21 protein-coding genes are annotated in these 24,981 nt (G+C 42.9%); 18 read left to right on the top strand and 3 right to left on the bottom strand.

Features of this window, described 5'->3' with window-relative positions:
• The first annotated feature begins 33 nt into the window (after positions 1–33).
• A complete protein-coding gene (locus N518_RS0100885) occupies positions 34–840 on the top strand; it encodes a putative RNA methyltransferase (protein ID WP_005024201.1) in 807 nt (268 codons plus the stop codon).
• A gap of 46 nt (positions 841–886) precedes the next feature.
• Here N518_RS0100885 and ponA read toward each other — a convergent pair whose 3' ends face one another.
• Positions 887–3,433: a penicillin-binding protein PBP1a gene (gene ponA, locus N518_RS0100880; RefSeq protein WP_005024203.1), complete on the bottom strand. Its 2,547-nt coding sequence runs from the start codon at positions 3,431–3,433 to the stop codon at positions 887–889.
• Positions 3,434–3,594: 161 nt separating this feature from the next.
• Between ponA and N518_RS0100875 the strand changes: the two genes are divergently transcribed.
• The 17 genes from N518_RS0100875 to N518_RS0100795 all read left to right on the top strand — a co-directional run bounded on the left by N518_RS0100875 (position 3,595) and on the right by N518_RS0100795 (position 23,801).
• Positions 3,595–4,653, top strand: coding sequence for a pilus assembly protein PilM (locus N518_RS0100875; RefSeq protein WP_005024205.1), 1,059 nt, complete (start codon positions 3,595–3,597; stop codon positions 4,651–4,653).
• Positions 4,653–5,312 carry a PilN domain-containing protein gene (locus N518_RS0100870; protein ID WP_005018044.1) on the top strand — a complete coding sequence of 220 codons (660 nt, stop codon included), beginning with the start codon at positions 4,653–4,655 and terminating at the stop codon, positions 5,310–5,312. Before N518_RS0100875 ends, N518_RS0100870 begins: the two co-directional genes overlap by 1 nt.
• Entirely contained in the window at positions 5,309–6,019 is a 711-nt protein-coding gene (locus N518_RS0100865; RefSeq protein WP_005404626.1) for a type 4a pilus biogenesis protein PilO, read from the top strand. The genes N518_RS0100870 and N518_RS0100865 overlap by 4 nt, the downstream gene beginning before the upstream one ends.
• On the top strand, positions 6,016–6,543 hold the full coding sequence (locus tag N518_RS0100860; RefSeq protein WP_005024210.1) for a pilus assembly protein PilP: 528 nt from the start codon (positions 6,016–6,018) through the stop codon (positions 6,541–6,543). The genes N518_RS0100865 and N518_RS0100860 overlap by 4 nt, the downstream gene beginning before the upstream one ends.
• Before the next feature lie 17 nt (positions 6,544–6,560).
• Positions 6,561–8,741, top strand: coding sequence for a type IV pilus secretin PilQ (locus N518_RS0100855; protein WP_005024212.1), 2,181 nt, complete (start codon positions 6,561–6,563; stop codon positions 8,739–8,741).
• A 36-nt stretch (positions 8,742–8,777) separates the two neighbouring features.
• Positions 8,778–9,329 carry a shikimate kinase AroK gene (aroK, locus tag N518_RS17345; RefSeq protein WP_005024215.1) on the top strand — a complete coding sequence of 184 codons (552 nt, stop codon included), beginning with the start codon at positions 8,778–8,780 and terminating at the stop codon, positions 9,327–9,329.
• A gap of 18 nt (positions 9,330–9,347) precedes the next feature.
• Positions 9,348–10,433, top strand: coding sequence for a 3-dehydroquinate synthase (gene aroB, locus N518_RS0100845; RefSeq protein ID WP_005024217.1), 1,086 nt, complete (start codon positions 9,348–9,350; stop codon positions 10,431–10,433).
• A gap of 7 nt (positions 10,434–10,440) precedes the next feature.
• Positions 10,441–11,304, top strand: a complete 864-nt coding sequence (locus tag N518_RS0100840; RefSeq protein WP_005024218.1) for a hypothetical protein — start codon at positions 10,441–10,443, stop codon at positions 11,302–11,304.
• Between the two features lie 468 nt (positions 11,305–11,772).
• Positions 11,773–16,242, top strand: a complete 4,470-nt coding sequence (gene gltB, locus N518_RS0100835; RefSeq protein ID WP_026443905.1) for a glutamate synthase large subunit — start codon at positions 11,773–11,775, stop codon at positions 16,240–16,242.
• Positions 16,243–16,314: 72 nt separating this feature from the next.
• Positions 16,315–17,736, top strand: a complete 1,422-nt coding sequence (locus N518_RS0100830) for an FAD-dependent oxidoreductase (RefSeq protein WP_005018072.1) — start codon at positions 16,315–16,317, stop codon at positions 17,734–17,736.
• Between the two features lie 372 nt (positions 17,737–18,108).
• Entirely contained in the window at positions 18,109–18,972 is an 864-nt protein-coding gene (locus N518_RS0100825; RefSeq protein WP_026443904.1) for a metal-dependent hydrolase, read from the top strand.
• Between the two features lie 220 nt (positions 18,973–19,192).
• Positions 19,193–19,783 (top strand): LemA family protein, encoded by a 591-nt coding sequence (locus N518_RS0100820; RefSeq protein WP_005018078.1) that lies wholly within the window; start codon positions 19,193–19,195, stop codon positions 19,781–19,783.
• A 22-nt stretch (positions 19,784–19,805) separates the two neighbouring features.
• Positions 19,806–20,870, top strand: a complete 1,065-nt coding sequence (locus tag N518_RS0100815) for a TPM domain-containing protein (RefSeq protein ID WP_026443903.1) — start codon at positions 19,806–19,808, stop codon at positions 20,868–20,870.
• Positions 20,864–21,424 (top strand): TPM domain-containing protein, encoded by a 561-nt coding sequence (locus N518_RS0100810; RefSeq protein WP_026443902.1) that lies wholly within the window; start codon positions 20,864–20,866, stop codon positions 21,422–21,424. Before N518_RS0100815 ends, N518_RS0100810 begins: the two co-directional genes overlap by 7 nt.
• A 306-nt stretch (positions 21,425–21,730) precedes the next feature.
• Entirely contained in the window at positions 21,731–22,243 is a 513-nt protein-coding gene (locus N518_RS0100805; RefSeq protein WP_026443901.1) for a hypothetical protein, read from the top strand.
• Between the two features lie 314 nt (positions 22,244–22,557).
• Positions 22,558–22,917, top strand: coding sequence for an antitoxin Xre/MbcA/ParS toxin-binding domain-containing protein (locus N518_RS0100800; protein ID WP_005018086.1), 360 nt, complete (start codon positions 22,558–22,560; stop codon positions 22,915–22,917).
• Positions 22,918–23,015: 98 nt separating this feature from the next.
• On the top strand, positions 23,016–23,801 hold the full coding sequence (locus N518_RS0100795; protein WP_026443900.1) for a hypothetical protein: 786 nt from the start codon (positions 23,016–23,018) through the stop codon (positions 23,799–23,801).
• A 31-nt stretch (positions 23,802–23,832) separates the two neighbouring features.
• On the opposite strand, the gene N518_RS0100790 is transcribed toward N518_RS0100795, so the two are convergent.
• On the bottom strand, positions 23,833–24,453 hold the full coding sequence (locus N518_RS0100790; RefSeq protein ID WP_026443899.1) for an HAD family hydrolase: 621 nt from the start codon (positions 24,451–24,453) through the stop codon (positions 23,833–23,835).
• A gap of 103 nt (positions 24,454–24,556) precedes the next feature.
• Positions 24,557–24,823 (bottom strand): hypothetical protein, encoded by a 267-nt coding sequence (locus N518_RS0100785; RefSeq protein WP_004281168.1) that lies wholly within the window; start codon positions 24,821–24,823, stop codon positions 24,557–24,559.
• Positions 24,824–24,981: the final 158 nt, after the last annotated feature.

Here is a 24,981-nt window from a genome sequence, read left to right as displayed (position 1 = left end):
TAACTGCCGGCTTTTTTTATTCTGGAGAAAATAATGAACCTGCTCATGTGTCCTGTATGTCGGGAACAACTCAAATTGGTAGACAGGACATGGCGCTGCGTAAATCACCACAGTTATGATGTAGCCAAACAGGGGTATGTCAATCTGCATGTGGTACAACATAAACACAGTAAAAATCCGGGCGATACGCCTGAGTCGGTTCAGGCAAGACGAGCATTCTTGGCTGATGGTTTTTATGCACCGTTACAGCAGGCAGTGGTCAAGATAATCTCCAGTCTTCGTATTGAAAACCTGCTGGACATTGGTTGTGGTGAAGGATACTACACACAGGCCATGCAGTCTGAAGTCTTGCAATGTGTAGGAGTTGATATCGCTAAAAATGCGGTACAGGTTGCTGCAAAGACCAATCAGCAGGTAACTTGGGTGGTTGGTACAGGTGCAGTTTTACCTGTAATTGACCATTCAATAGATCTATGTACCAGTTTGTTTAGTCCCATTCCCCAGCAGGAAATCTTGAGGGTTTTAAAGCTAGGGGCTTATCTTATGGTAGTTACGCCAGGGCCTGAGCATCTCTACAGTATGCGTGAAGTATTATTTGAAGAAGTAAATGCTCATGAACCGGCCAAGTTTGTTGAGCAGCTGGCAGAACATTTTGAGCTGGTTGAACAGCCACTGATTGAAACCCGGCTACTGCTCAACCAGGCGCAACTCAAAAATCTGGTTGCCATGACCCCTTATGCTTATAAGGCAAAACCAGAGCGCCGCCAAAGATTAGAAGCACTGGAAAATTTTGAGACTCAAGGCAGTTTTCAGATTTATCTGTTCAAGAAAAAAGACTGACTTTAAGAATAAAGAAGCCACCTTTATGGTGGCTTCTTTATTTAAATCATTGGACCTCTTGAATCAGATTCTCCAGTGCATCACGTTGCTGAGGTTCAGTACGTGATTGCTGTGTTCGGGCAGGTTGATCCGGTGTATTAACTTGAGGTGGAGCTGAGCGTGAAGGAATCAGGATTTCTTCACCGGGCAAATCGGCAAAGTCATTAGTGACAGCAGCCGGAGGAGGAGCCGGACGATATAAAGGACGTGCCAGAGGAGGGGAAGCACGATCAACCTTAGGTTCTACTTGGCCCGCTGTTTCTTGTAGTCGGGGAGCTTTGGCATTTTTGTCTAGCTGTACCCAGGATGCTGGAGTACCCTTGAGCGCATTACCCATGAAGTTAATCCAAATCGGTAAAGCTGCTACCCCGCCATATTCACGACGGCCCAAAGTTGTTGGCTGGTCAAAGCCAACCCAGGCCACAGTCACTAGTTTGCCGTTAAAGCCCGCAAACCACGCATCTTTAGCATCATTTGTAGTACCGGTTTTGCCTCCAATATCACCACGGCCAATTTTTAAAGCAGCGCGTCCTGTACCATGCTGGATCACATCCCGAAGAATATTGGCCATATCATAAGCCGAGCTCGATTTTAAAATGCGCTGCGCCTGACGATAATCTGATTCCGGTTCTTTCTGCTCACTAATATTATTTTTTGATTGATCTAAAGACTGATTGGTCACTTCAATGACTTCATCATCAGGCGTCTGCGGAGTGTCTTCTTCAGTATCATCTTTGGCATTAATGCAAGGAATACAGGCATATTCCGGGTCAGCCTCAAAAATCACTTTGCCATAGGCATCTTCAATTCGACTGATAAAGTGAGGCTGGATTCGGTAGCCCCCATTGGCAAAGGTGGCATAGCCAGTTGCCATCTGTACAGGTAGAACCTGCGGTGTTCCCAAAGCAATCGTATAGTTACGTGGAATCTGGTCATCACGTAAACCAAAGTCCATAAGTAACTGTCGTGCACGCTCAATTCCTACATTTTGTAGTAAACGTACAGAGACCGTATTACGTGACAAATAGAGTGCACGGCGTAAAGGAATCATTCCCAGATATCGACCATCCGAGTTTCTGGGTGTCCATTTACCGATCGTAATCGGACTGTCATTTACCATCGTATAGGGGGTCATTCCACGCTCTAAAGCCAGAGCATAGATAAAGGGTTTAATTGTGGAGCCAGGTTGACGCCAGCCTTGTAAGGCCCGGTTAAACTTGGACTGATAAAAACTGTAGCCCCCTACAACTGCTTCAATCGCTCCATTATTTGGATTAATTGCAATCAGCTGGCCCTGTACTTTTGGTAACTGGACCAGTGCCCATGAAGTTTTACTTTCATTCGGGCGCAACCGGATAATATCTTTAACTTTCACAATCTGAGAGGCACGACTTGGCGCTCCCCCTACACTGTTAGCATTGCGGTAAGGCCTTGCCCAAGACATGCCAGACCATGGTACTGTCACTGTAGAACCATCCTGCATCAGTGCTTCAAATGAGTTGGAATTGACCTTGACTACCTGTGCAGGGTAAGTATTTGCAAATGCCCGAAATTTGTTTAAAGGCTCATCATGTGCCTCGGCACCGCGCCAGCCATGGCGACGGTCATAATCTTCCAGACCATTCTGGACTGCCTGTTCGGCATAGGCCTGACGTTTACTGTCAATGGTGGTGTACACCTTATAGCCTGAATCGATGGCCAGATCACCAAAGCGTTCTACCAGTTCAGAGCGAACCATCTCACCTACATAAGGAAAGCGGTTACTGATTCCACGATCAGGCATGTCCAAGTTGATCGGCTCGGCCACGGCAGCCTGATATTGTGACTGGCTGATATATCCAAGCTGTAACATACGGCCCAGAATCCAGTTGCGACGTTCCAATGCCCGTTCAGGGTTAGCAACCGGATTATATTTTGATGGAGCTTTAGGCAGGCCGGCCAGCATTGCCATTTGTGCCAGACTTAGCTCATCCAGACTTTTGTTATAATAAATTTTGGCAGCTGCGGCGATACCATAGGCATTTTTACCCAAGAAAATCTTATTGACATATAAGGTCAGAATTTCTTCTTTACTCAGGTTTTGCTCGATTTTTCGTGCCAGAAAAATCTCTGTCAATTTACGTTTTAAGGTGCGCTCCGGGCTTAAATAATAGTTCTTGGCCACCTGCATAGTAATAGTTGAACCGCCAGTCTGCACGTCAGATCCGGTAACACTCTCTGTAACAGCACGCCCCAAGCCTTTAAAGCTGATGCCACTATGCTCAAAAAATGAGGAGTCTTCTGCGGCAAGAAAAGCATGAATAAAGGCTGGCGGAATCTGTTTATATTCAACCGGTACAGACAATTTTCCACCGTACTCAGCCACCAGCTCGTTATCGGCAGTATAGACCTGTAACGGCTTAAGTAAAGGTGCTTTTTTGAGCGAACTCATCTCAGGCAGTGAAGGGGCAATATAAAGATAAATACCATAAAACCCCATTGGTATTGAGACTAGAATGATAATTAAAATAGAAAAAAAGGGGTGAACACGGCCTGAACTGGATAGCTTTTTCATAACAAGTAAGTTTTAATAAGAGCTAATGGCAAACTAATTGATGGTCAGTATAGCCGTTAGATAAACGGATTGTTAGATGAGATATTGTATCCGTGCAAAATTATACGCTGACTATTAGTTCGTTATTTTTTTTGGGGATAAAAAAATAATAGGAAAGCATTGTGCTCAGGTTATATCGTAAACCAAATAAAGGATTAGTCGGAATAGATGTAAGTTCTACTTCGGTTAAATTATTAGAGCTCTCTGTAAAAGGTGGCAGATACTGGGTTGAAAGTTACGGGCTTTATCCGCTTTCCGATGGAAGTGTCGTTGAAAAAAATATTCTGAATCCTGAAGCGGTTGCCGATGCTTTAGAGCGCGTAATTGACATTGCTAACCCTCAGGCGGCTAATGCGGCTTTTGCAGTACCTACTTCGGCGGTGATCAATAAAGTCATCGAAATGGATGCAGACATGAACGATGATGAACGTGAAGTTCAGATCCGTATGGATGCAGAGCAATATATTCCTTTTCCTTTAGACGAAGTCAGTCTTGATTTCGAAGTGTTGCCAGATATATTGGCAAATCCTGATCGAGTAAATGTACTGCTGGTGGCCACCCGTACTGAAAATGTAGATGCACGTGTCGAAGTGCTGGAAATGGCAGGTCTAACCGCGAAAATTGCTGATGTAGAAAGTTATGCGCTAGAACGTGCGTTTAAAGTGTTCGCTGATACATTGCCTATAGGGGTGAATACCGTAGGTATTCTAGATATCGGCCACACCATGACAACTTTGTCTGTCATGCAGCATGGCAAGATTATCTATACTCGCGAGCAGGTTTTTGGTGGAAAGCAGCTGACTCAGGACATCCAGAATCGTTATGGCCTTTCCTATGAAGAAGCTGGCCGGGCCAAAAAAGAGCGTAATTTGCCAGATGATTATGATATTGAAATACTCGAGCCTTTCTTAGAGGCCTTAGTGCAACAGGCTGCTCGTTCTTTGCAGTTTTTTTTCTCGTCTTCACAGTTTAATGAGATTGATCATATTTTATTGGCGGGTGGAAATGCCAATATACCGGGACTGGCCAAACTACTCCAACAAAAGCTGGGCTACCGGGTAACAATTGCCAATCCATTTTTACAGATGGGTTTTGCGCCGCAGGTTGATGTACAAAAAGTTGAAAAAGATGCATCTTCACTCATGGTGGCTTGTGGTTTAGCGCTGAGGAGTTTTGATTAATGACAACAATTAACCTGCTCCCTTGGCGTGATGAGCTAAGGGAACAACGGAAAAAGCAATTTATTATTATTTGTATTGGGGTGGCATTACTAGGTTTAGCCGGAGTGGTACTGACTTGGATGTACTATGACCGCAAGCTGGATGATCAGGAACAAGCTAATCAACTGATTATCAGTACTAACCAGAACCTGGATATACAGCTTAAATCTCTAGATGGCCTGCAAGAACAGCGTGATGCCATTATTGAGCGCATGAACCTGATTCAGGGCTTACAGGGTAAACGTCCGGTTACTGTTCGTTTGGTGGATGAGCTGGCACGTGTAATCCCAGCCAATATGTATCTGACCAAATTTGCACGGACTGGTGATAAATTCACTCTCGAAGGGAAGGCAGAAAGCCCGAACACTGTAGCTGAGCTTTTGCGTGGTCTAGAAGCTTCACCTTGGTATCGTAATGCCTTTATGAACTCATTCCTTGCCGCGGAAGAAAAGAAAGAGCAGACCCCAACTTCGCTGATACCTCGACCAGAAGAAAACTATGGCAGTTTTGTTGTAACTGTAGATGCAGGTGAGATTGCTGCTGATAGTCCGCCATCGGCTGATCCCAATGCACCAACCAATACAGCAGCAACGGGTCCTGCAGCGGGAGCAGCACAATGAGTCGTGAAGAATTCGATGATTTAAACCAGGAAGATGCTAAACCTGCTAAAAGAAAAATGACGCTAGAAGCCTTCCTGCAACAGTTTAATACGCTGGATACACATAATTACGGCAGCTGGCCTTTTTCAGTCAAACTGACCTGCTGGATATTTCTGTTTCTGCTGGTTTGTGCAATTGGCTATTTTTTAGCAATTCGCCCCAAACTTGAAGCTATTTCTAATGCGCAGGCACAAGAACAGAATCTGTTAAACGAGTTTCGTGAAAAGGACTCTAAACTGCGTAACTTACAGCAATACCAAGCACAACTACAGGAAATGGAAGCGAATTTTAATGAGCAACTGGAACAGTTGCCTAAAGAAACCGAGATTCCTGGACTGGTTGAAGATATTAACGTTGCAGGAGTAAGTTCTGGCCTGAAATTTAAAAATATTCGTCTAGAAAGTGAAATTCGGCAGGAGTTCTTTATTGAACAGCCAATTGATATTCAGGCAACAGGTGATTATCATGCCTTTGGTTCTTTTGTGAGCACTATTGCGGCGCTTCCACGAATTGTAACCCTGCATGACTTTGAAATTACCAGTACACAGGCGCAGAACTCAGATATTCCAGAAGTAAATTATGCGGTGAAAGCTAAAACATACCGATATGTCGGTAATAATGAGCAGCCAAATACTACGGATACCCCAGCAGGAGGGCAGCCACAATGACTTGGAATAAGATCATTTTAGGCCTGTGCTGCGGCATGATTCTGGTAGGCTGTGATTCACGTATAGATGCAGTAAATGAAGAGATGACAGTCATTCGTAACCAACCACCTCTACCGATTGAACCGGCACCTGTGTTCAGTCCTGTACCTACATTTGCTTATGCAGCACATCAGTTCAGAAGTCCATTTTTACCTAGCTCGCTTGCAGCTGAGTTAAAAGTTATGGCCGGGAAGCGGGTTTATCCGAATTTTTCACGCCAACCCCAACCTCTTGAGAGCTATGCCCTTGAATCTTTAAATATGAAAGGCAGTATGCGTAATTCAAGAGGGCAGATTATTGCACTAATCCAGACGCCCGATGGCCAGATTGAACAAGTGCAGCGCGGGAACTATATGGGTATGCATCATGGGCGTATTGTTCAGATTACACCTACCCAGATTGATCTGGTTGAGATCATCCCGGATGGGCGCGAAGGCTATGTGGAACGTCCCCGCAGTCTAGTACTGATTGGGCCACAGCCTTAAGGATGAAAGGAATAAAAATGAAAAAGAGTTTTCAAGAATTTTTGATGGGGGATGGCAACAGCATGATTCATTTATATCGTCAATTTGCGATGGGAGCAGTTGCTGTAGCAATGATGCAGGTAGCAAGTGCAGCGGTCAATATTACCAATATTGTACCTATGCAGATTCCGGGACAAGGGACAGAAATTCGAGTCATGTTTAATGGATTGCCGCCCCAGCCCCAGGCTTATCAGCTTGAACAGCCTTCGCGACTGATCTTAGACTTTGATCAGGCCAAACAAAATCTTAAACAGCCTAGTATTCCGGTTGCTACCAATGAAGCAAGCGCAATTCATGTGGCCTCTGATGAACAACGTTCCCGAATTATTGTAAGTTTAAAAGATGCAGGTGCCTTTACTACCCGTGTAGAAGGCAATACTTTTATTTTAAAGATTAATCCGGTAACAGGCGCGCCTACAGTATTGCCACAGCCAGTTGCTGTAGCACAGCAGCCTGCTCAGGGTATCTCGAACATTGGTTTCCAGCGTGGAAGTCAGGGCGAGGGACAGGTTTTAATTGATTTTCTGAACCCGAATACTCCTGCTGATGTACAGCAGCAGGGAAGTAAAGTCATAGTCAGGATGCTGGGAAATAAAATCCCTTCCCATCTAATCCGCCGTTTGAATATGAATGATTTTGCCACGCCGGTCTCGACTGTTGATGCCTATAATGAAGGCGGTAATGGCATTATTACTATTCAATCAACTGGCAGTTATGAGTATATGGCGTATCAGACTGAGAACCGCTTAACAGTCAGTTTAAAGCGCCCGGAAGAAAAGAGTACGGTCAAAACCCGTTCTGCACCTAATTATAGCGGTAAAAAGGTTTCACTCGACTTTCAGGATATTGAGGTTCGTCGGGTATTACAGTTGTTAGCAGATTTCACTGGTATCAACCTGGTTGCAGCCGACTCTGTTCAGGGAAATATTACGTTGCGCCTGAAAGATGTACCATGGGACCAGGCTTTAGACATTATTTTAAAAACCAAAAACCTGGATAAACGTCGTAATGGTGATGTAATCTGGATTGCTCCGGTTGCAGAGCTGATTAAAGCAGAAGAGGAAGAGGCTAAGGCAATTGCGCAAAGTACCAGACTTATGCCTTTACAAACTGAATATATCCAGCTGAATTATGCAAAAGCTGTCGATATCGAAAAACTGATTACCCAAGGCAGAAATAGTGGTAATGGTAGTGCTAACGGTGCTTCAAACAATACGGAAGCACTGGGTGATAGCGTGGGAAGCCTGCTAAGTCCAAGAGGAACCATTTCAATAGACCCACGTACCAATACCTTAATCATTAATGATACGGCTCAGAAACTTGACCAGATCCGCCGTATGATTGATCTTCTGGATGTAGCGGTAAAACAGGTGATGGTTGAGGCCCGTATTGTCAGGGCTAGTACTGACTTCACCAAAGAAATGGGCGTGAAGTGGGGAATTCTTTCACAGGGTATTACCCGTAATAACAGCCTGCTGGTCGGCGGCAGTGAAACCACCTTATGGAATCTGCGTGATCCTGATGATGAAGGCAAATACACCATAGAGCGTCCACAAAACCTGAATGTGGATTTAGGCGTTACAGCTCCGGGTGCAAGCCGTATTGCCTTCGGTTTAATTAGTCTTTCTGATTTTATGCTGGATCTCGAATTGTCAGCCTTGCAGGCTGATGGTTATGGTGAAGTCATTTCTACGCCGAAAGTACTAACAGCTGACAAACAGCAGGCCCGAGTTGCTTCTGGTACCCAAATTCCCTACCAGTCTTCAGAGGGCGGTGGCGCCAATGCAGTCTCTACCACTGAATTTGTGGATGCTACTTTAAGTCTGAATGTAACACCAAGTATTACCCCTGATGGTAAAATCCAGATGTTGCTGAACATTACCAGCGATACTCCGGGGAACCCGACACCAACCGGACAGATTGCGATTAACAAGAATGAAATTAATACTAATGTGCTGGTTAACAATGGTGAAACTGTAGTCCTTGGCGGTATTTTTGAACAGGAAACCAGGAATACGCAAACGAAAGTACCTGTTCTCGGAGACCTGCCGGGTGTAGGCCGTTTATTCCGCCGTGATGCTAAAAGTGATAACAAGCGTGAGTTACTGATTTTTGTCACACCACGAATTGTTAATGACAGTGCGACTGGAAATCATTAATATATTTTTAATTCAAGTAATTCAATAGGTGACTCCTTGCCAAGCAAAGAGTTTGACACCCTGCCAAATATCTATTTGGTAGGGCCGATGGGAGCTGGAAAAACCACTGTGGGGCGACATCTGGCAGAGTTACTGGGCCGGGAATTTCTGGACAGTGATCATGAACTGGAGCGTAAAACAGGAGCAAATATCCCCTGGATTTTTGAAAAAGAGGGAGAAGCTGGTTTCCGAAGTCGGGAGACCGCCGTTATTGACCAGCTAACACTTCGGCAAAAGCTGGTGCTAGCTACAGGTGGTGGGGCTGTAACGCAGGTGCCTAACCGTGAATTCCTCAAGCAGCGCGGCATCGTAGTATATCTCTATACACCAGTAGAAATTCAGCTTCAACGTACCTATCGTGATAAAAACCGGCCATTATTACAAGTAGAAAACCCGGAACAGAAGCTTCGAGACCTGTTGGCTGCCCGTGACCCGCTCTACCGGGAAGTGGCACATTATATTATCGAGACCAATCAAGGGGCAGCACGAGATCTAGCCCAAAAAATATTGAAGATTATTAGCTCTGAAGAGTTACACTCCGCACCATGATTACGGGTTCCAGACTGTATGCAAACCTTATATGTTGAATTAGGCGATCGCCGTTATCCTATTTTTATTGGTAGTGATCTGAGTCCTCAGACTTTGCTTGAACCTTATATTCTGGGCAAGCAGGTTATGATTGTAACCAATACTACCCTCGAAAAACTTTACTTGAACCATTATGTAAGTGCGGTTGAATCTCTGGATAAAGTAGTCGCTACGTGTGTATTGCCCGACGGTGAACAGTATAAAAATATTCAGCATCTTAATCTGATTTTCGATGCACTTCTGCAAGCTGGCTTTAACCGGGACTGTACCGTTCTGGCGCTTGGAGGTGGTGTAATTGGAGATATGGCCGGATTTGCATCTGCCAGCTTTCAGCGTGGAGTTTATTTTATTCAGGTGCCAACGACCTTGCTTTCACAAGTGGATTCCAGTGTCGGGGGGAAAACAGGAATTAATCACCCGCTGGGTAAAAATATGATTGGTGCTTTCCAGCAGCCACAGGTAGTTATGGCAGACATGTCACAGTTAAAGACTTTACCTGACCGTGAATTATCGGCTGGCCTTGCTGAAGTAATCAAATATGCCTTACTGGGAGACCCTGATTTTCTGGAATGGCTAGAGCAGCATATGGATCAGCTGGTTGCTCGTAATCCTGAGCTTCTGGCCGAAGCAGTGTATCGCTCCTGTGCGCATAAAGCCCGTATTGTGGCGCGTGATGAAAAAGAGCAAGGCGACCGTGCGTTATTAAATCTTGGCCATACTTTTGGCCATGCGATTGAATCTTATCTGGGCTATGGAGTGTGGTTGCATGGAGAGGCAGTTGCCACCGGTATGGTCATGGCAGCAGATTTGTCTCAACGTATGGGCTGGATTTCAGCAGACGACTTGCAACGTACAAAAAATATTATTCAACGTGCAAATTTACCGATAGTATGTCCGCACATTCCGCTTGAGCAGTTTCTGGAATATATGGCACATGATAAAAAAGTTCTGAATGGCCAACTGCGTCTGGTCCTGCTGAAACAGTTGGGACAAGCTATAATTACCAGAGAATTTGACTTAAAGCTGATGAAGCAGGCAATTCTTGCAAATCAACAAGGAGCATAGGCAAAATATGGCAGCAGTTCGTATGCAACGGGACAATATTCAGCGGTATATCTGGCTGATGAGCGGATTGCTATGCCTGTTACTTGCTTTTATCTTTTGGCTGATGACAGATAAAGAGCAATTGGTTGAAGTGAAAAAAACGCCTGAGAGTGAAGCCCAAACTCAGATTCAGCCTGAGAAGGTTGGATCAATGACCCATCTTGGTGCATTGTTGGAAGAAGTTCGGCCACTTGAACTGACTACTCGAATAGTGGCTTCAGGCATTCATGAGCCTGAGTTCCGTGGTACTAAATTTATGCTGGAGAATAAGAAACTCTGGACCAATGAACTATTTCGCTCTTCTGAAGAAGATATTATTAAAAGCTTTCTGAAGAAACAGCCTCAACGTAATAATTTTATTTATTTCCGACTCAGTGGCGAAGAGCAGACAGAACAGTATGTGCTGGCTTATGGCAAGTATAAGACAGCTCAGGAAGCTGAGCAGGCGTTGGATCAATTAAATCTTGTACTCCCACCTTCGCTTAAGCCACATACACAAAAGTTTGAAGATTATGCAGCTTTTGTAAATGATTTAGGTTCAGAGGAGATGAGCGGAAGTGCAAAAGTACGTGAAATTGTCTTGAAACCGGCTGCCTTACCTAAAATTGATGAGAGCTTACTTAGCCGACCAAACCCGGCAGCTAATACAGCGCAAACCAATAATGCGCCTTCCACTGTAAAAACGACAATTACCAGAAGAGATCAAGAGGGTAATGTAGTTGATGTACAGCGTTCACAATCTAATATTCCTGTTTCGCAGCCATCACGTGCTGGTACCTCAGCTGATGCCTCTAGACCTGTTGAAAATGAAATTAGTGATCCTTTTAATTAATATTAAAATTCAGGACCTGTATAAAACTCTTCGCAATGATGCAAAATAGAGCATATTTTTTATATTTAAAATAATTTTGCACCATATTGGGTCGTAAATTGGTCTTAAAAATAAACTTACTATGCTTTTAAGTAGCTTAGATTTATGTTTTTTAAGTAATTAGTAATATTTTTAAAAGTTGGCATCTTTTTTGCTTTATTAAAAGGCTATTTGAATCTGATTTATCCGGTTGACACCAAAACTGCTCAGTTAAACTGCTAGATACTTCTCTTGCATGCTTTAAAAGAGTTCGTAGAAAGAAAAACAGAAGCCATAACCATATACCTTTCTTACAGAGTAAGCGTATATTTAGGCCGGTGACTGAGCTTTTTACATCTGCTGCTGGTTAAGAGAGCAAATTGCAAATTATAGAGAGAAAAATTGTTCGATGCCCATTAGGGGCCATGTTAAGAAGGGTACGCTATGCACATGCCATCGCCTAATACTGTAGCTCCCGCTCAAGGTTTATATCAACCCGATGAGTTTAAAGATAACTGTGGTTTTGGCCTGATCGCCCACATGCAGGGTGAAGCCAGCCATCATTTGGTCGAGACTGCAATTCATAGTTTAAGTTGCATGACTCACCGTGGCGGTATTGCTGCAGATGGTAAAACCGGTGATGGTTGTGGCTTGTTACTGGCGATGCCTAAACAGTTTTTCCGTGAAGAAGCACAAAAACTTGGCGTCAACCTGACTGAAATATTTGCTGCTGGAACCGTATTTCTAAATACTGATCCAGCCTTAGCTCACCATGCTAAACAGATTTTAAATAAAGAAATAGAAGCAGAAGGCTTAAAAGTTGCAACTTGGCGCGTAGTCCCAACAAAAACTGAAGTGTTGGGTGAAATTGCTTTGCGTTCTCTACCTGCTTTTGAACAGATTTTAGTGAACTGCCCGATGGGAGTTACTGAAGTCGAGTTTAACCGCAAGCTTTTCTTGGCACGTCGTCGTGCCGAACAGCAGGTCAATGATCCACTGTTCTATGTTACCACGCTGGCTACTACTGTCATTAGCTATAAAGGTCTGATGATGCCAGAAGCGATTGCAGATTTTTATACGGATCTGGCCGATGAGCGCCTACATTCACATATCGTGGTGTTCCATCAGCGTTTCTCGACTAATACGCTGCCGCGTTGGCCACTGGCTCAACCATTCCGCTATCTGGCACATAATGGTGAAATTAATACCATTACAGCTAACCGTAACTGGGCAATGGCGCGCACACCAAAATTTGAAAATCCGCTATTACCCGGCTTGACTGAGATGACGCCAATTGTGAACCGTACCGGTTCAGATTCATCAAGTTTAGATAATATGCTAGAAATTCTGGTGGGTGGTGGTATGGATCTGTTCCGTGCTTTGCGTATGTTGGTTCCACCAGCATGGCAAAATGTGGAAACACTCGATGCAGACTTGCGCGCATTTTATGAATTTAATTCTAAGCATATGGAAGCTTGGGATGGTCCTGCAGGTCTGGTTATTCAGGATGGCCGCCATGCGATCTGTATGCTAGACCGTAACGGACTGCGTCCGGCTCGTTGGGTAATTACCAAAAATGGCTATATTACCTTGGCATCAGAAATTGGGGTGTGGGGTTATGAGCCAGAAGATGTAATTTCTAAAGGTCGTGTTGGTCCTGGACAGATCCTCGTGATCGATACCCTGACCGGTAAGTTGCTGGACACTCAGGATGTCAACAAGCACTTGAAAAATATGCGTCCTTATCGTGCCTGGTTGCGTGACCATGCTATCCGGTTGCAAGGCAGTCCGGAGCTTGAAGAGCACCTGTGTGAAAAAGGCCTGAAAAATGAGCAGTTAAAAGCTGCACAAAAAATGTTCATGGTCAGCTTTGAAGAGCGGGACCAGCTATTGCGTCCGATTGCTGAAAGTGGACAGGAAGCTGTCGGCTCAATGGGTGATGATACTCCTATGGCCGTCTTGTCACGCCAGGTTCGTCATGTATCTGATTATTTCCGTCAGCAGTTTGCGCAGGTGACCAATCCACCAATTGATCCTTTGCGTGAATCAATCGTGATGTCATTGGAAACCTGTCTGGGTCGTGAACAGAATGTATTTGAGCAGGGACCAGAACATGCAGATCGTCTGATCATTTCAAGTCCAGTATTGTCTAACTCAAAAATGCATCAGATCCGTACATTGGGTCGCACAGGTTATGAGATTGCCGAGATTGACCTGAACTATGTTGCAGAAGAAGGTTTACAGGCTGCAATCGCGCGGATCTGTGCCGAGTCTGCTCAGGCCATTCGTGATGGTAAAACTATTCTGGTCTTATCGGACAAAAAGATTCGTGAAGGCTATCTGCCGGCAAATGCGGTCATGGTAACAGGTGCTGTCCATCATTACCTGATTCAGGCTGGCTTGCGTACCGATGCCAATATTGTGGTCGAAAGCGGCTTTGTACGTGATCCACATCAATTTGCAGTACTGTTAGGTTTTGGTGCAACAGCTATTTACCCTTATCTTGCTTATGATGTCATCAATGATCTGATTGCCAAAGGCGAACTGCTGGGTGATCCGATTCATGCGCAAGCAAACTTCCGTAAAGGTATTGAAAAAGGCCTGCTGAAAGTCCTGTCAAAAATGGGCATTTCTACCGTTGCATCTTATCGTGGCGGTCAGCTGTTTGAAGCTGTGGGTTTATCAAGTGAAGTGGTAGATACTTGCTTCGTTGGTGTACCAAGCCGTATTCAGGGCGCTACTTTTGTTGACCTTGAAAATGATCAGAAGAAACTGGCTGACTTAGCCTGGAAAGCGCGTAAGCCGATTGATCAGGGTGGTATGCTAAAATTCGTATTCGGTAAGGAATATCATGCCTTTAATCCGGATGTGATTAATGCGTTGCATAAAGCTGTGCGCTCTGGCCAGTATCAGGACTTTAAAGAATATGCACAGCTGGTTAATCAGCGTCCAATTGCCACTATTCGTGATCTATTTAAGCTGAAAACAGATAATCCGATCGCACTGGATCAGGTTGAGTCTGTAGAGTCGATTCTTCCACGTTTTGATTCTGCGGGGATGTCATTGGGTGCGTTATCTCCAGAAGCGCATGAGGCAATTGCTGTAGCAATGAATACCATTGGTGGTCGTTCAAATTCTGGTGAAGGTGGTGAAGATCCGGCACGTTACGGTACCATTCGTAACTCAAAAATCAAGCAGATTGCTTCTGGACGTTTTGGTGTAACACCTGCTTATCTGACCTCGGCAGAAGTTTTGCAGATTAAGGTAGCTCAAGGGGCGAAACCGGGTGAAGGCGGACAGCTACCAGGTGGTAAGGTCAATAGTCTGATTGCACGCTTACGTTACTCGGTACCAGGCGTTACCCTGATTTCTCCTCCACCGCATCATGATATTTATTCAATTGAAGATTTGTCTCAGCTGATTTTTGATTTGAAACAGGTTAACCCACAGGCTATGGTTTCAGTCAAACTGGTGTCTGAGCCAGGGGTGGGAACTATTGCAGCGGGTGTAGCCAAAGCATATGCGGACTTTATTACCATCTCTGGTTATGATGGTGGTACAGCAGCCTCACCATTATCATCAATTCATCATGCTGGCTCTCCATGGGAGCTGGGACTGGCAGAAGCGCATCAGGCCCTGCGTGTAAATGATTTGCGTGGCAAGGTGCGGGTACAGACTGATGGCGGCCTGAAGACCGGTCTGGATGTTATTAAAGCTGCAATTCTGGGTGCGGAAAGTTTCGGTTTTGGTTCTACACCAATGATTGCATTAGGCTGTAAATATCTGCGGATCTGCCACTTGAATAACTGTGCAACCGGTGTTGCAACTCAGCAGGACCATCTGCGTCATGAGCACTACATTGGTGAGCCAGAAATGCTAATTAATTTCTTCCATTTTATTGCGGAAGAAACTCGTGAATGGCTGGCTGCGCTTGGGGTCGCTTCACTCAAAGATCTGATTGGCCGTGTAGACCTGCTTGAAGTATTGCCTGGTGAAACTGACAAACATGCCCATCTGGATTTAAGTGCATTACTGACTTCACATCCGGCAGCAGAAGGCAAGGCGCAGTACTGTGAGGTGCAGGGCAATGAGCCATTTGATAAAGGTCTGCTGGCTGAACGTATGGTTGAAGAGATGCTACCAGCAATTGAAGCAGGAACTATAGGGACCTTTAACTATAAAGTAGTGAACTGTGACCGTTCGATTGGAGCACGTATCTCTGGTGAGATTGCCCGTCGCTATGGAAACCTCAGTATGGAAGCCCATCCAGTAGTCATGAACCTGAATGGTACAGCAGGTCAGTCACTAGGGGTGTGGAATGCGGGTGGTCTGCATATTCGCCTTGAAGGTGATGCCAATGACTACGTTGGTAAAGGCATGGCGGGTGGCCGGATTTCGATCTTCCCGCCAAAAGGTTCTCCGTTCCAGACTCAGAATACCGCAATTATTGGTAACACCTGCCTATATGGTGCAACTGGTGGTAAACTGTTCGCGGCTGGTACAGCTGGCGAGCGTTTTGCGGTACGTAACTCTGGTGCCTTTGCAGTAATTGAAGGCGCAGGTGATCACTGCTGTGAATATATGACTGGTGGCGTGGTCACTGTCCTGGGTAAAGTTGGACATAACTTTGGCGCGGGCATGACCGGTGGTTTTGCTTATGTGCTTGACCTCGACAATGATTTTGTTGACCACTATAACCATGAGTTAATTGATCTAAACCGTATTTCGACTGAAGCGATGGAAGATCATAAAGAGTTTCTGCTGCGAATTATTGATGAGCACATTGCCGAGACAGGTAGTGCCTGGGCCTACAAGATCCGCAATGAGTTTGATTACTACAGCCGTAAATTCTGGCTGGTGAAACCAAAAGCGGCGAATCTGTTGACGTTGTTAAAAACGACTCAGGCTGATCCTCAATAATTCCACGACTGCAAATAAACAGGCAGGTACAGACTCCTGAACACGGAGCTGTGCCCACCTACGGAGAGAGACATGGCAGAACGCCTCAATAATGACTTTCAATTTCTGGATGTAGCACGTCAGGATCCAGAAAAAAAAGATATTGCTGTCCGCAAAGCAGAGTTTGTGGAGATTTATAAACCGTTTAGTCAGGATGTTGCATCTAACCAGACTCATCGCTGTTTAGGCTGTGGTAATCCATACTGTGAATGGAAGTGTCCGGTACATAACTATATTCCAAACTGGTTAAAACTGATCGCTGAAGGTCGCGTATTCCAGGCGGCGGAACTGTGCCATCAGACCAATACCCTGCCAGAAGTCTGTGGACGTGTTTGTCCGCAAGACCGTTTATGTGAAGGTGCATGTACCCTAAATGACGGATTTGGTGCTGTAACTATTGGTAATGCTGAAAAATATATTAATGATACCGCCTTTGCACTGGGCTGGCGTCCAGATATGTCTAATGTCCAGTGGACCAGCAAAAAAGTTGCTATTATCGGTGCTGGACCGGCGGGTCTTGGCTGTGCAGATATTCTGGTCCGTAATGGGGTAAAACCGGTAGTTTTTGATAAACGCCCGGAAATCGGTGGCCTGCTGACATTTGGTATTCCTGAATTTAAGATGGAAAAAGATGTCATGAAACGCCGCCGTGAAATCTTCACCGGTATGGGGATTGAATTCCGTCTGAACACTGAAATTGGTACAGATATCACGATTGATCAGCTACTGAATGACTTTGATGCAGTGTTCATGGGAATGGGGACTTATACCTACATGAAAGGTGGCTTTGCAGGTGAGGAATATGAAGGTGTATATGATGCTCTTGATTTCCTGATTGCCAATGTTAACCGTTGTCAGGGCTGGGAAAAAGATCCATCTGAATACATTAGTATGGAAGGAAAAAAGGTGATTGTCCTAGGTGGTGGTGATACTGCCATGGACTGTAACCGTACATCAATCCGGCAGGGCGCAGCAGAAGTAACCTGTGCTTATCGCCGTGATGAAGCCAACATGCCAGGTTCACGTCGTGAAGTACAAAATGCCCGTGAAGAAGGGGTGAACTTCCTGTTTAACCGCCAGCCTGTCGAGATTGTAGGTGAAAATGGTAAGGTGACAGGTGTTAAAGTGGTGACGACTCAACTGGGTGAACCTGATAGTCGCGGTCGTCGTAGCCCAGAGCCAATACCGGGTTCGGAAGAGATATTACCCGCAGATGCCGTGTTGCTTGCTTTTGGTTTCCGTGCTAGCCCTGCTGACTGGTTTAAGGATGTCAATATTGGACTGGATGGTTCAGGTCGTGTAGTTGCTCCAGAACTTCAAACATACAAATTCCAGACATCGAACCCGAAAATCTTTGCAGGTGGTGATATGGTTCGTGGCTCTGATCTGGTAGTCACTGCAATCTGGGAAGGCCGCCAAGCTGCTGAGGGTATTCTGGACTACCTGGACGTTTAAGTTATTATTTTAATGCATCACCTCGGGCCAGTCTTGGGGTGATTTTTATATATCCGGTTTTTTGATCAATCGGAAAACTGGAAGAAATATTTATAATAAATCATATTATAAGTATTTGTATTTAAATAATTAAAATAAATATTTGGTCTTAAGGTAACTGTCTTAATAATTTTTCAAACCCGCTATGTTATGAGTCATAGGTACTACATATTTTTATTATAAATATTCTTTTCAATGCATAAAAGGTCTTGTATGCCATCTATTTAATTTATCAATTTGATAGTTTTGGCTAACTAAAGCAAGCAGTTTAGCCATGTGCGTTATAGTTTTCTAAACTCATACTAATGGTATCTTCGTTAGGCAGCCATTGTGATGAATGATTTAATGACAGCAAATCCACTGTACCGGAATCGGCCAAAGGCAACAGGAATTACTGTACGTAAGTTAGACTTCAATCCAGAAAAAATTTCGCGTTATTATTTTGCTCGCTCACCTTTAATGTCACATTTTCTCACAGCGTTGTCTTCTACCTTTCCGGTAGGTGAACAGTTTTTTGTACATAGTGTCCGGAATGTACGGGATCAGATTACAGATCCGGTTTTACAAACACAGATTGCTGCTTTTATTGGACAGGAGGCTATGCACTCTAAGGCCCATACTGAATTTAATCAGGCTTGGCGTAAAGATGACTATCAGCTCGATAACTTTCAGGCATGGCTGGAATGCCAGAATAAACACGTGCGCAATTTACCGCCCAAGGTACAGCTCGCGATTACCAGTGCTTTTGAGCATTTTACAGCTTTACTTGGTGGATATATCCTCAAACATCCTGAGGTATTAAGTACACTGGATGAGGATGCCATGAAGCTTTGGGTATGGCATGCCATTGAAGAGATTGAACACCGCTCTGTTGCATTTGATGTTTATCAGCAGTTGTATGCTGACCAGCGCTTGCGTCGTCGCGTGATGAAACGGGTAACTGGCGGGTTTTTTAGTCTCGCAGCCTACTCAACCGGACGTTTATTTATGCAGGATAAATGGAAGAGCCTGCCTCAAATTAAGGGTAATCTATTTGGTGCTTATCTGCTGGTTAAAATGCTGGTTCAGCTGTTTCCAGAATATTTGTCATATTATAAAAAAGACTTTCATCCTGAACAGAATGATTATTCTATTGAACTCGAATACTGGAAAAAGCATCTGGCACAAGATTATCAGATGACCGACTTTCAGTATTAACTCTCAGTTTAATATTGAAAGAATAGTAGGGTTTCATCTACCGTCTCTTATAAATTTTTACTAATAATTTTAATAAATTAAAGCTTTTTTAGGCTTTCCTAGACTGTTCCTTCCTTGAGTTTCCTTGCTCATCTTTAAAATAAAGCAACACAAATAGCTTAAATTATATTTACAATGGCTTTAAATAAACAAATACAAATAAATATTAGAGGATAGCTGCATGAAAATGCTGAGTAAAAGCCTAATCGCTCTCATTCTGGCTAGTACATTAAGCCTTTCAGGCTGTGGTTATAACACTTTACAGGTGAAAGATGAGGCAGTAACTGCTGCTTGGTCTGAAGTACAAAACCAGTACCAGCGCCGCGCTGATCTTGTACCGAATCTGGTCAATGTTGTTAAAGGCTATGCCAAACACGAAGAACAGGTACTCACTGAAGTAACTCAAGCGCGTGCCAATGTGGCCGGGCTAAAAGTAGATCGTGAAGTACTGGAAGATCCTGAATTATTTCAACGCTATCAGCAGGCGCAAAGCCAGTTGACCGGTGCGTTATCACGCCTGATTGCAGTTTCAGAAAATTACCCTGATCTGAAAGCAAATGAACAGTTTCGTGATTTACAGGTCCAGCTTGAAGGTACCGAGAACCGTATTGCTGTAGCACGTAACCGCTACATTAGCAGCGTGCAGGACTTTAACTCTTATGCCCGTCAGTTCCCGCAGGTTATGACAGCAAAAGTCATTGGTATGGAACCTAAACCAAACTTTACTGCTGAAGCTGGTGCACAAAAAGCTCCAACAGTATCTTTTGAATAAGCTTAAAAAAGGGGGGATGATAATGCAGAATAAATTTGCAGCTCAAGCGACCATCCCTTTTTGTATTATAAGGCTGTGTTTGCTCAGTATAGTCCTGCTAGGCGGTCAAGCAGTTTGGAGTGAACCTGTAGAAAATGACACAACTGAAGCTGTGGTGTTAGGTAAGGTTTTACAAAACCAGCAACAGGCCAGCCATACCGCGACAGACCCCGTGTCTACGACTGTACGAACTAAAACACCTGAAGTTAATAATGATATGGCGGAAGGTGAGTCTATTCGTGGGTTACCGACTTTAAATCAACCAGTAGTAGATCAGGCGGGACTTCTTACTGCTGCTGAAAAGCAGGCAATTGACCAGAAAATTTTAAATCTCTATCAGCAGGGTAAGGCACAGATTGGAATAATTATTGTACCTACTACAGGACAAGAAAATATTTTTGACTTTGCTATGCGTGCCGCAAACCAGTGGAAACTGGGTTCAGCCGAACAGGATAATGGACTGTTAATGGCTATCGCAGTAAATGACCATCGCATTCAAATTCTTTCAGGATATGGCCTTGAGGGCGTATTACCTGATATTGTGCTGAGTCGGATTATCCGTAATCAGATTACACCCTTTTTTAAACAGGGGCAGTATGTACAGGGAATTAATGCCGGTTTAAATGAGATTGAGCGTATTTTAAACCTTGATCCCGAAATTGCACAGCGGGCGGCCGAGCAGCTGAAATTACAACAAGAACAGGCACTGCATGAGCAGCAAGCCAAAGAGCGCACCTTTAATATGGGGCTGTTTATTTTAATTGCCGGTATTTTCGGCTCATTTATTGTCGGTAATCGTTTAAGTGCTTCCACTGCTGGTGTAGCTGCAGTGGCTGCAGGTCTGGTAAATGGTGCAGGTGTAGTTACCAGTTTATTACTCGGTTTTGGGATTTTCTTTTTACTGATTACTTCAATTGCCCAGACCATACTACATCTTTTTATTGCTTCACGTGGTGGAGGCGGTGGTGGCAGAGGCGGATTTGGTGGCGGTGGTTTCAGTGGTGGAGGCGGTGGCTTTGGCGGGGGAGGAGCATCAGGCTCATGGTAACTAAAACAGATACGACAGAGATTGTCACGCAACCAAAATTAGAAGAGAAAACTTCTCATAGTTTAAAACGCTGGTTTAAACACTTCTTTTATATGCCAGCCAGCAAGCGGTATTTCAGTCGTGAAGACCAGAATGCGATTGCCCAAGCAGTACAACAAGCTGAACAGGGACATGTCGGTGAAATTCAGGTAGTGATTGAAGGTCATATTCCCTGTCAGCAGGCTTATAGTCAAGATACCTGTTTGCGCGCCCGGCAGCTTTTTGCAGAGTTAGGGGTCTGGGATACCGAATATAATAGTGGGGTTCTTTTATATCTGAACCTGTGTGAACGTACTGTTGAGATCGTAATCGATCGTGGCATAAAACAGGCTACTGAGCAGCATATCTGGAATAAAATCTGTCAGCAGATTACTGCCGGTTTAAAACAGCAGCAGTACCGTGAGGCAGTGGTAGAAGGTGTATTAAGTATTGGCCAGATTTTAAACAGTTTTTATGTAAACCAGGTCATTGATGATGATAATGAAATAGAAAACCGTCCTATTATATTAAATTAATAAGACGTATTTTTAGACTGATAGTGACAATTTTTGTCAATTTATGACGATTAAATTAGAGATAGATTAAAGTAAAAAATTTTATTTATATAAGTGACTGTTCTTGTAGAAAAAATAATTATAATATGCCTTGGCACAGTTAGTGCTATATATAAATTAGCTGTACAGCTATATAAAAAACACATGTGGTGGAGAATGTTATGAATACACAAAAAGGTTTTACCTTAATCGATACTCCATAAGTGTCCATATAAAATGAACAATCCATAAGTAAGTCAATATGGACATAAAAATAATAAATTTGATATGAAGAATCACTATTATCTTTTTCTACTTTTTTCAATCTCCGTTTTTACTCATGCTCAAGAACTAGACTTCATTCAATATTCAGATATTTCATCAATTCCTCAAATTGTTTTGAATCCAAAAATCCAAACAGAACTTCAAACATTGTTAAAGCATGATTATCTAAAATTTCAATCTAATTTCGACAATTACTCAGCGCCCTATTTACTAAAAACAGATGAGGCTCTGTATTATGAAGGTCGGTCTGGAAGCAGTTTAGATGCTTCATCCGCGATTGTGTTTAAAGATGGGCGATTGTTTGCTGCAATATATTTTTCCAATACCAAGACTTTAAAATACTTTAGCAACGATGCCAGTTGCTCAGAACAGTTACATCCTGCGATTCAAGTTTTTGCTCAGCAGCGTGAAATTCAAGGTATTGAATATGCAACAGCTAGAGCCAATACCGCTTTAAAATATAATTTTGGCCCCGCTTCAAAATGTGAAACCTATTTTAAAAAATTAGGAAGATAGCTGTGTTAGCGGCAGTGTAAAAATGCCCCCTAACGGCATTTAAAAACTGCCCCCTTGGTTAATATAGTGGTCGATTTATTGTTCGTGTTCCATCATTGTTCATCAAAAACTTGCCTTGGAAGCAGTAGGGCGTGGTGTAAGTATGAATCATCAGGTGTCGGCAAAATTAGCTTATGTGACTATTTCTGGTCGTCTAACAAGTAAGAATAACTGGTATGCTACGAACAGGAATAGGTGATCGTTTTATCTAGTAATTTGTATGATATTGTTAGATTTAAGGCTTGATCAGTAAAATTAGAGCTTGAGGTGATGCTATGACGTTATTGGAACAGCAGGTAGTACCAGCAGCTGTATTGGGAAAGTCAGTACTTAGGGCTGCTAAACTGCTTTCCCTTAGTCAGTCTCAGCTCGCAATAGTGCTAGATATGGATGTTGAGGCAATCACTCAATTGCAAAACCAACCTGAATTAGATCCAAATTCTAAACAGGGGAAATTAGCACTGTTGCTGATTCGTCTATACCAGGCTTTACATGCTTTGACAGGTGGTGATCAGGCTGCGATGAAGATTTTTTTAACGTCCGAAAATAGAGTCACTAGCGGTATCCCAATTCATCAAATAGAAACGATGAGTGGCTTGATTTCTGTTCTTAATTTTGTTGAAGCCCTTGAGTGACAATATACTCCTATGGACTAACTTACAATCAACTTTCACAAATTATGTTGTGTAACGCATGTAACAAGTTGGAATTATTAAAAAAAGGATAACTAAAAATGCAACCGACTGAATTAAAACAATTACCAGACTGGTTATTAGAACAGTTACCCCAAATAACTGAACCAGCAATTTTATCACTGCGTGATACGAAACTTGTCATCACTTACCCTGATCGTATGGAAGCAATTCACGAAAGCTTAAAAGACGTACAACACCAGATCCATCATGTCAAACCTACAGATTTACAGATTCTACCAGAGGTCTATCAATATTTTGGTAAAGATAAAGAGAGTGGTGGTTTATTTTTTAAAACCTCTGAGCATCTTTCTAGTAGTTTGTTTTCCTACACCGATAAAAATAAATTTGAGCATTTACAATCTGCTTTACAGACTGCCTTTGAAAATGAGCAAGCATATCTCGCAAATCCAACAGACTTTTTAACAGCCTATCATTTTATTGATACACACCCAGCTTTTTGGACGGTTATTGGTGATGTACCATCATGGCACTGGAATACATGGGGGCACTGCCAAAATGTTTATCACGGTGCATATAATGATGAAGATAATGGGCAATTAGTGATTTATTTAGAAACTGGCTCACATCTCAATAAAGTAGAAGATGGTGGTAAATTATACCAAGAGCATTATCATGATTATCGTTTAGATGTTTGGGCAAATACGTTTGAACAGGCGTTTATCAAGTTGGCGGCAAAGGTGTATAAGTTTTTTGACCATCAAGGTGTTGAGCGCCTAAATGTGCCACATATAAAACCAGCATGGGTTCTGGAGCTTGAAGAACGAATTGCAGAATTTAAAAAATTGAAAGATGAGGAGCTGTGAGTATTCATTATTAGGTGGCGTCCACGAGTTGTTAAAGTATGTCGCTTAAAACATCTGCCAGCTTTTGCCCACTCTTACGATCAATTAAACGTGCTGACATACCAAATTCAGTTGGACCACTGTAATCAGCTAAAAGAGTATCTCCAATAAACAAAATGTCTTTGGCATGACATTGTAATTTATCAATTAAATATTGATAAATTTGTGACTCTGGTTTAATTGCTCCAATCTCATAACTCCAAGCATAAGCATCAAGAGAAGGTAAAAATGAAGAAACAACTTTTCCATATGGCATCGCTAAATTTGAGCATACTGCCAATCTGAATCCCAGTTTTTTTAATTCTTCCAAAGTTGATAAGGTATCTTCATACAGTCTAATAGAGCGTAACTCTTCATCTAAATCATGCTTAAGTTCTTGCAGAAATTGGTCTGGAATATTTACTGCTAATCGCTTTGTAAGCTCTACCAAATTCAAATTGTAGGACATAATAAATTTGGCATCATCAGGTTTTGGTTGTCGCCCATTTTCTTTTAGCCATTTCATTAATTTTCTATATGGGGAACGTCTTTCCTCTATTTTTACAAGTGTACCAAACACGTCAAAAATAATGACTGAAGGCTCAATATGGCCTGCTTTTATAAATAATTCCATATTTTTACAACCAATTAAATTGAATTTCACTTTTTGTTGAGATTACCATAAGAGCATTGCTATAAAAATTAAGGGAGATATTTGATATCTCCCTTTGATTATTTTATTCACTGAAATTTGCAAACATAATTTTAGGAAAATTTTTCATAAAGTGGCGTCTAACATGATTGAAGTCACTGAGATCATGTTGATTTTTTTCAAAATAATTCACCCAGGCTAAAGTCGCATCTTGGTCATTTAAGTTGGGATTAACATTCAGAAACAAAGCTAAATCAAATGTACGGTCAATATTAAACTCTTTGATTAGTGCAACAGCAGTTGAACGAACTTCCTCTGAAACAGAGAATTTTGGAGAAAAGTAGTTATTCATAGCTGAACTTCCTTAAAAAACTATATAATGAAATTTAGAACGGCTAAGTTGTTTTTTAATAAAACAATATAACCTGCTGTAGGTTAAATTATCATGTTAGAAGTTGTTTATCAAGTTAAATTAACCTGCTATAGGTTATTTTTTTAATTTAAAGGTTG

Source organism: Acinetobacter sp. UNC436CL71CviS28 (genome assembly GCF_000620525.1).
Taxonomy (GTDB): Bacteria; Pseudomonadota; Gammaproteobacteria; order Pseudomonadales; family Moraxellaceae; genus Acinetobacter; species Acinetobacter radioresistens.
Note: the sequence above shows the minus strand (reverse complement) of the source record. Positions and strands in the feature narration are given on the sequence as shown.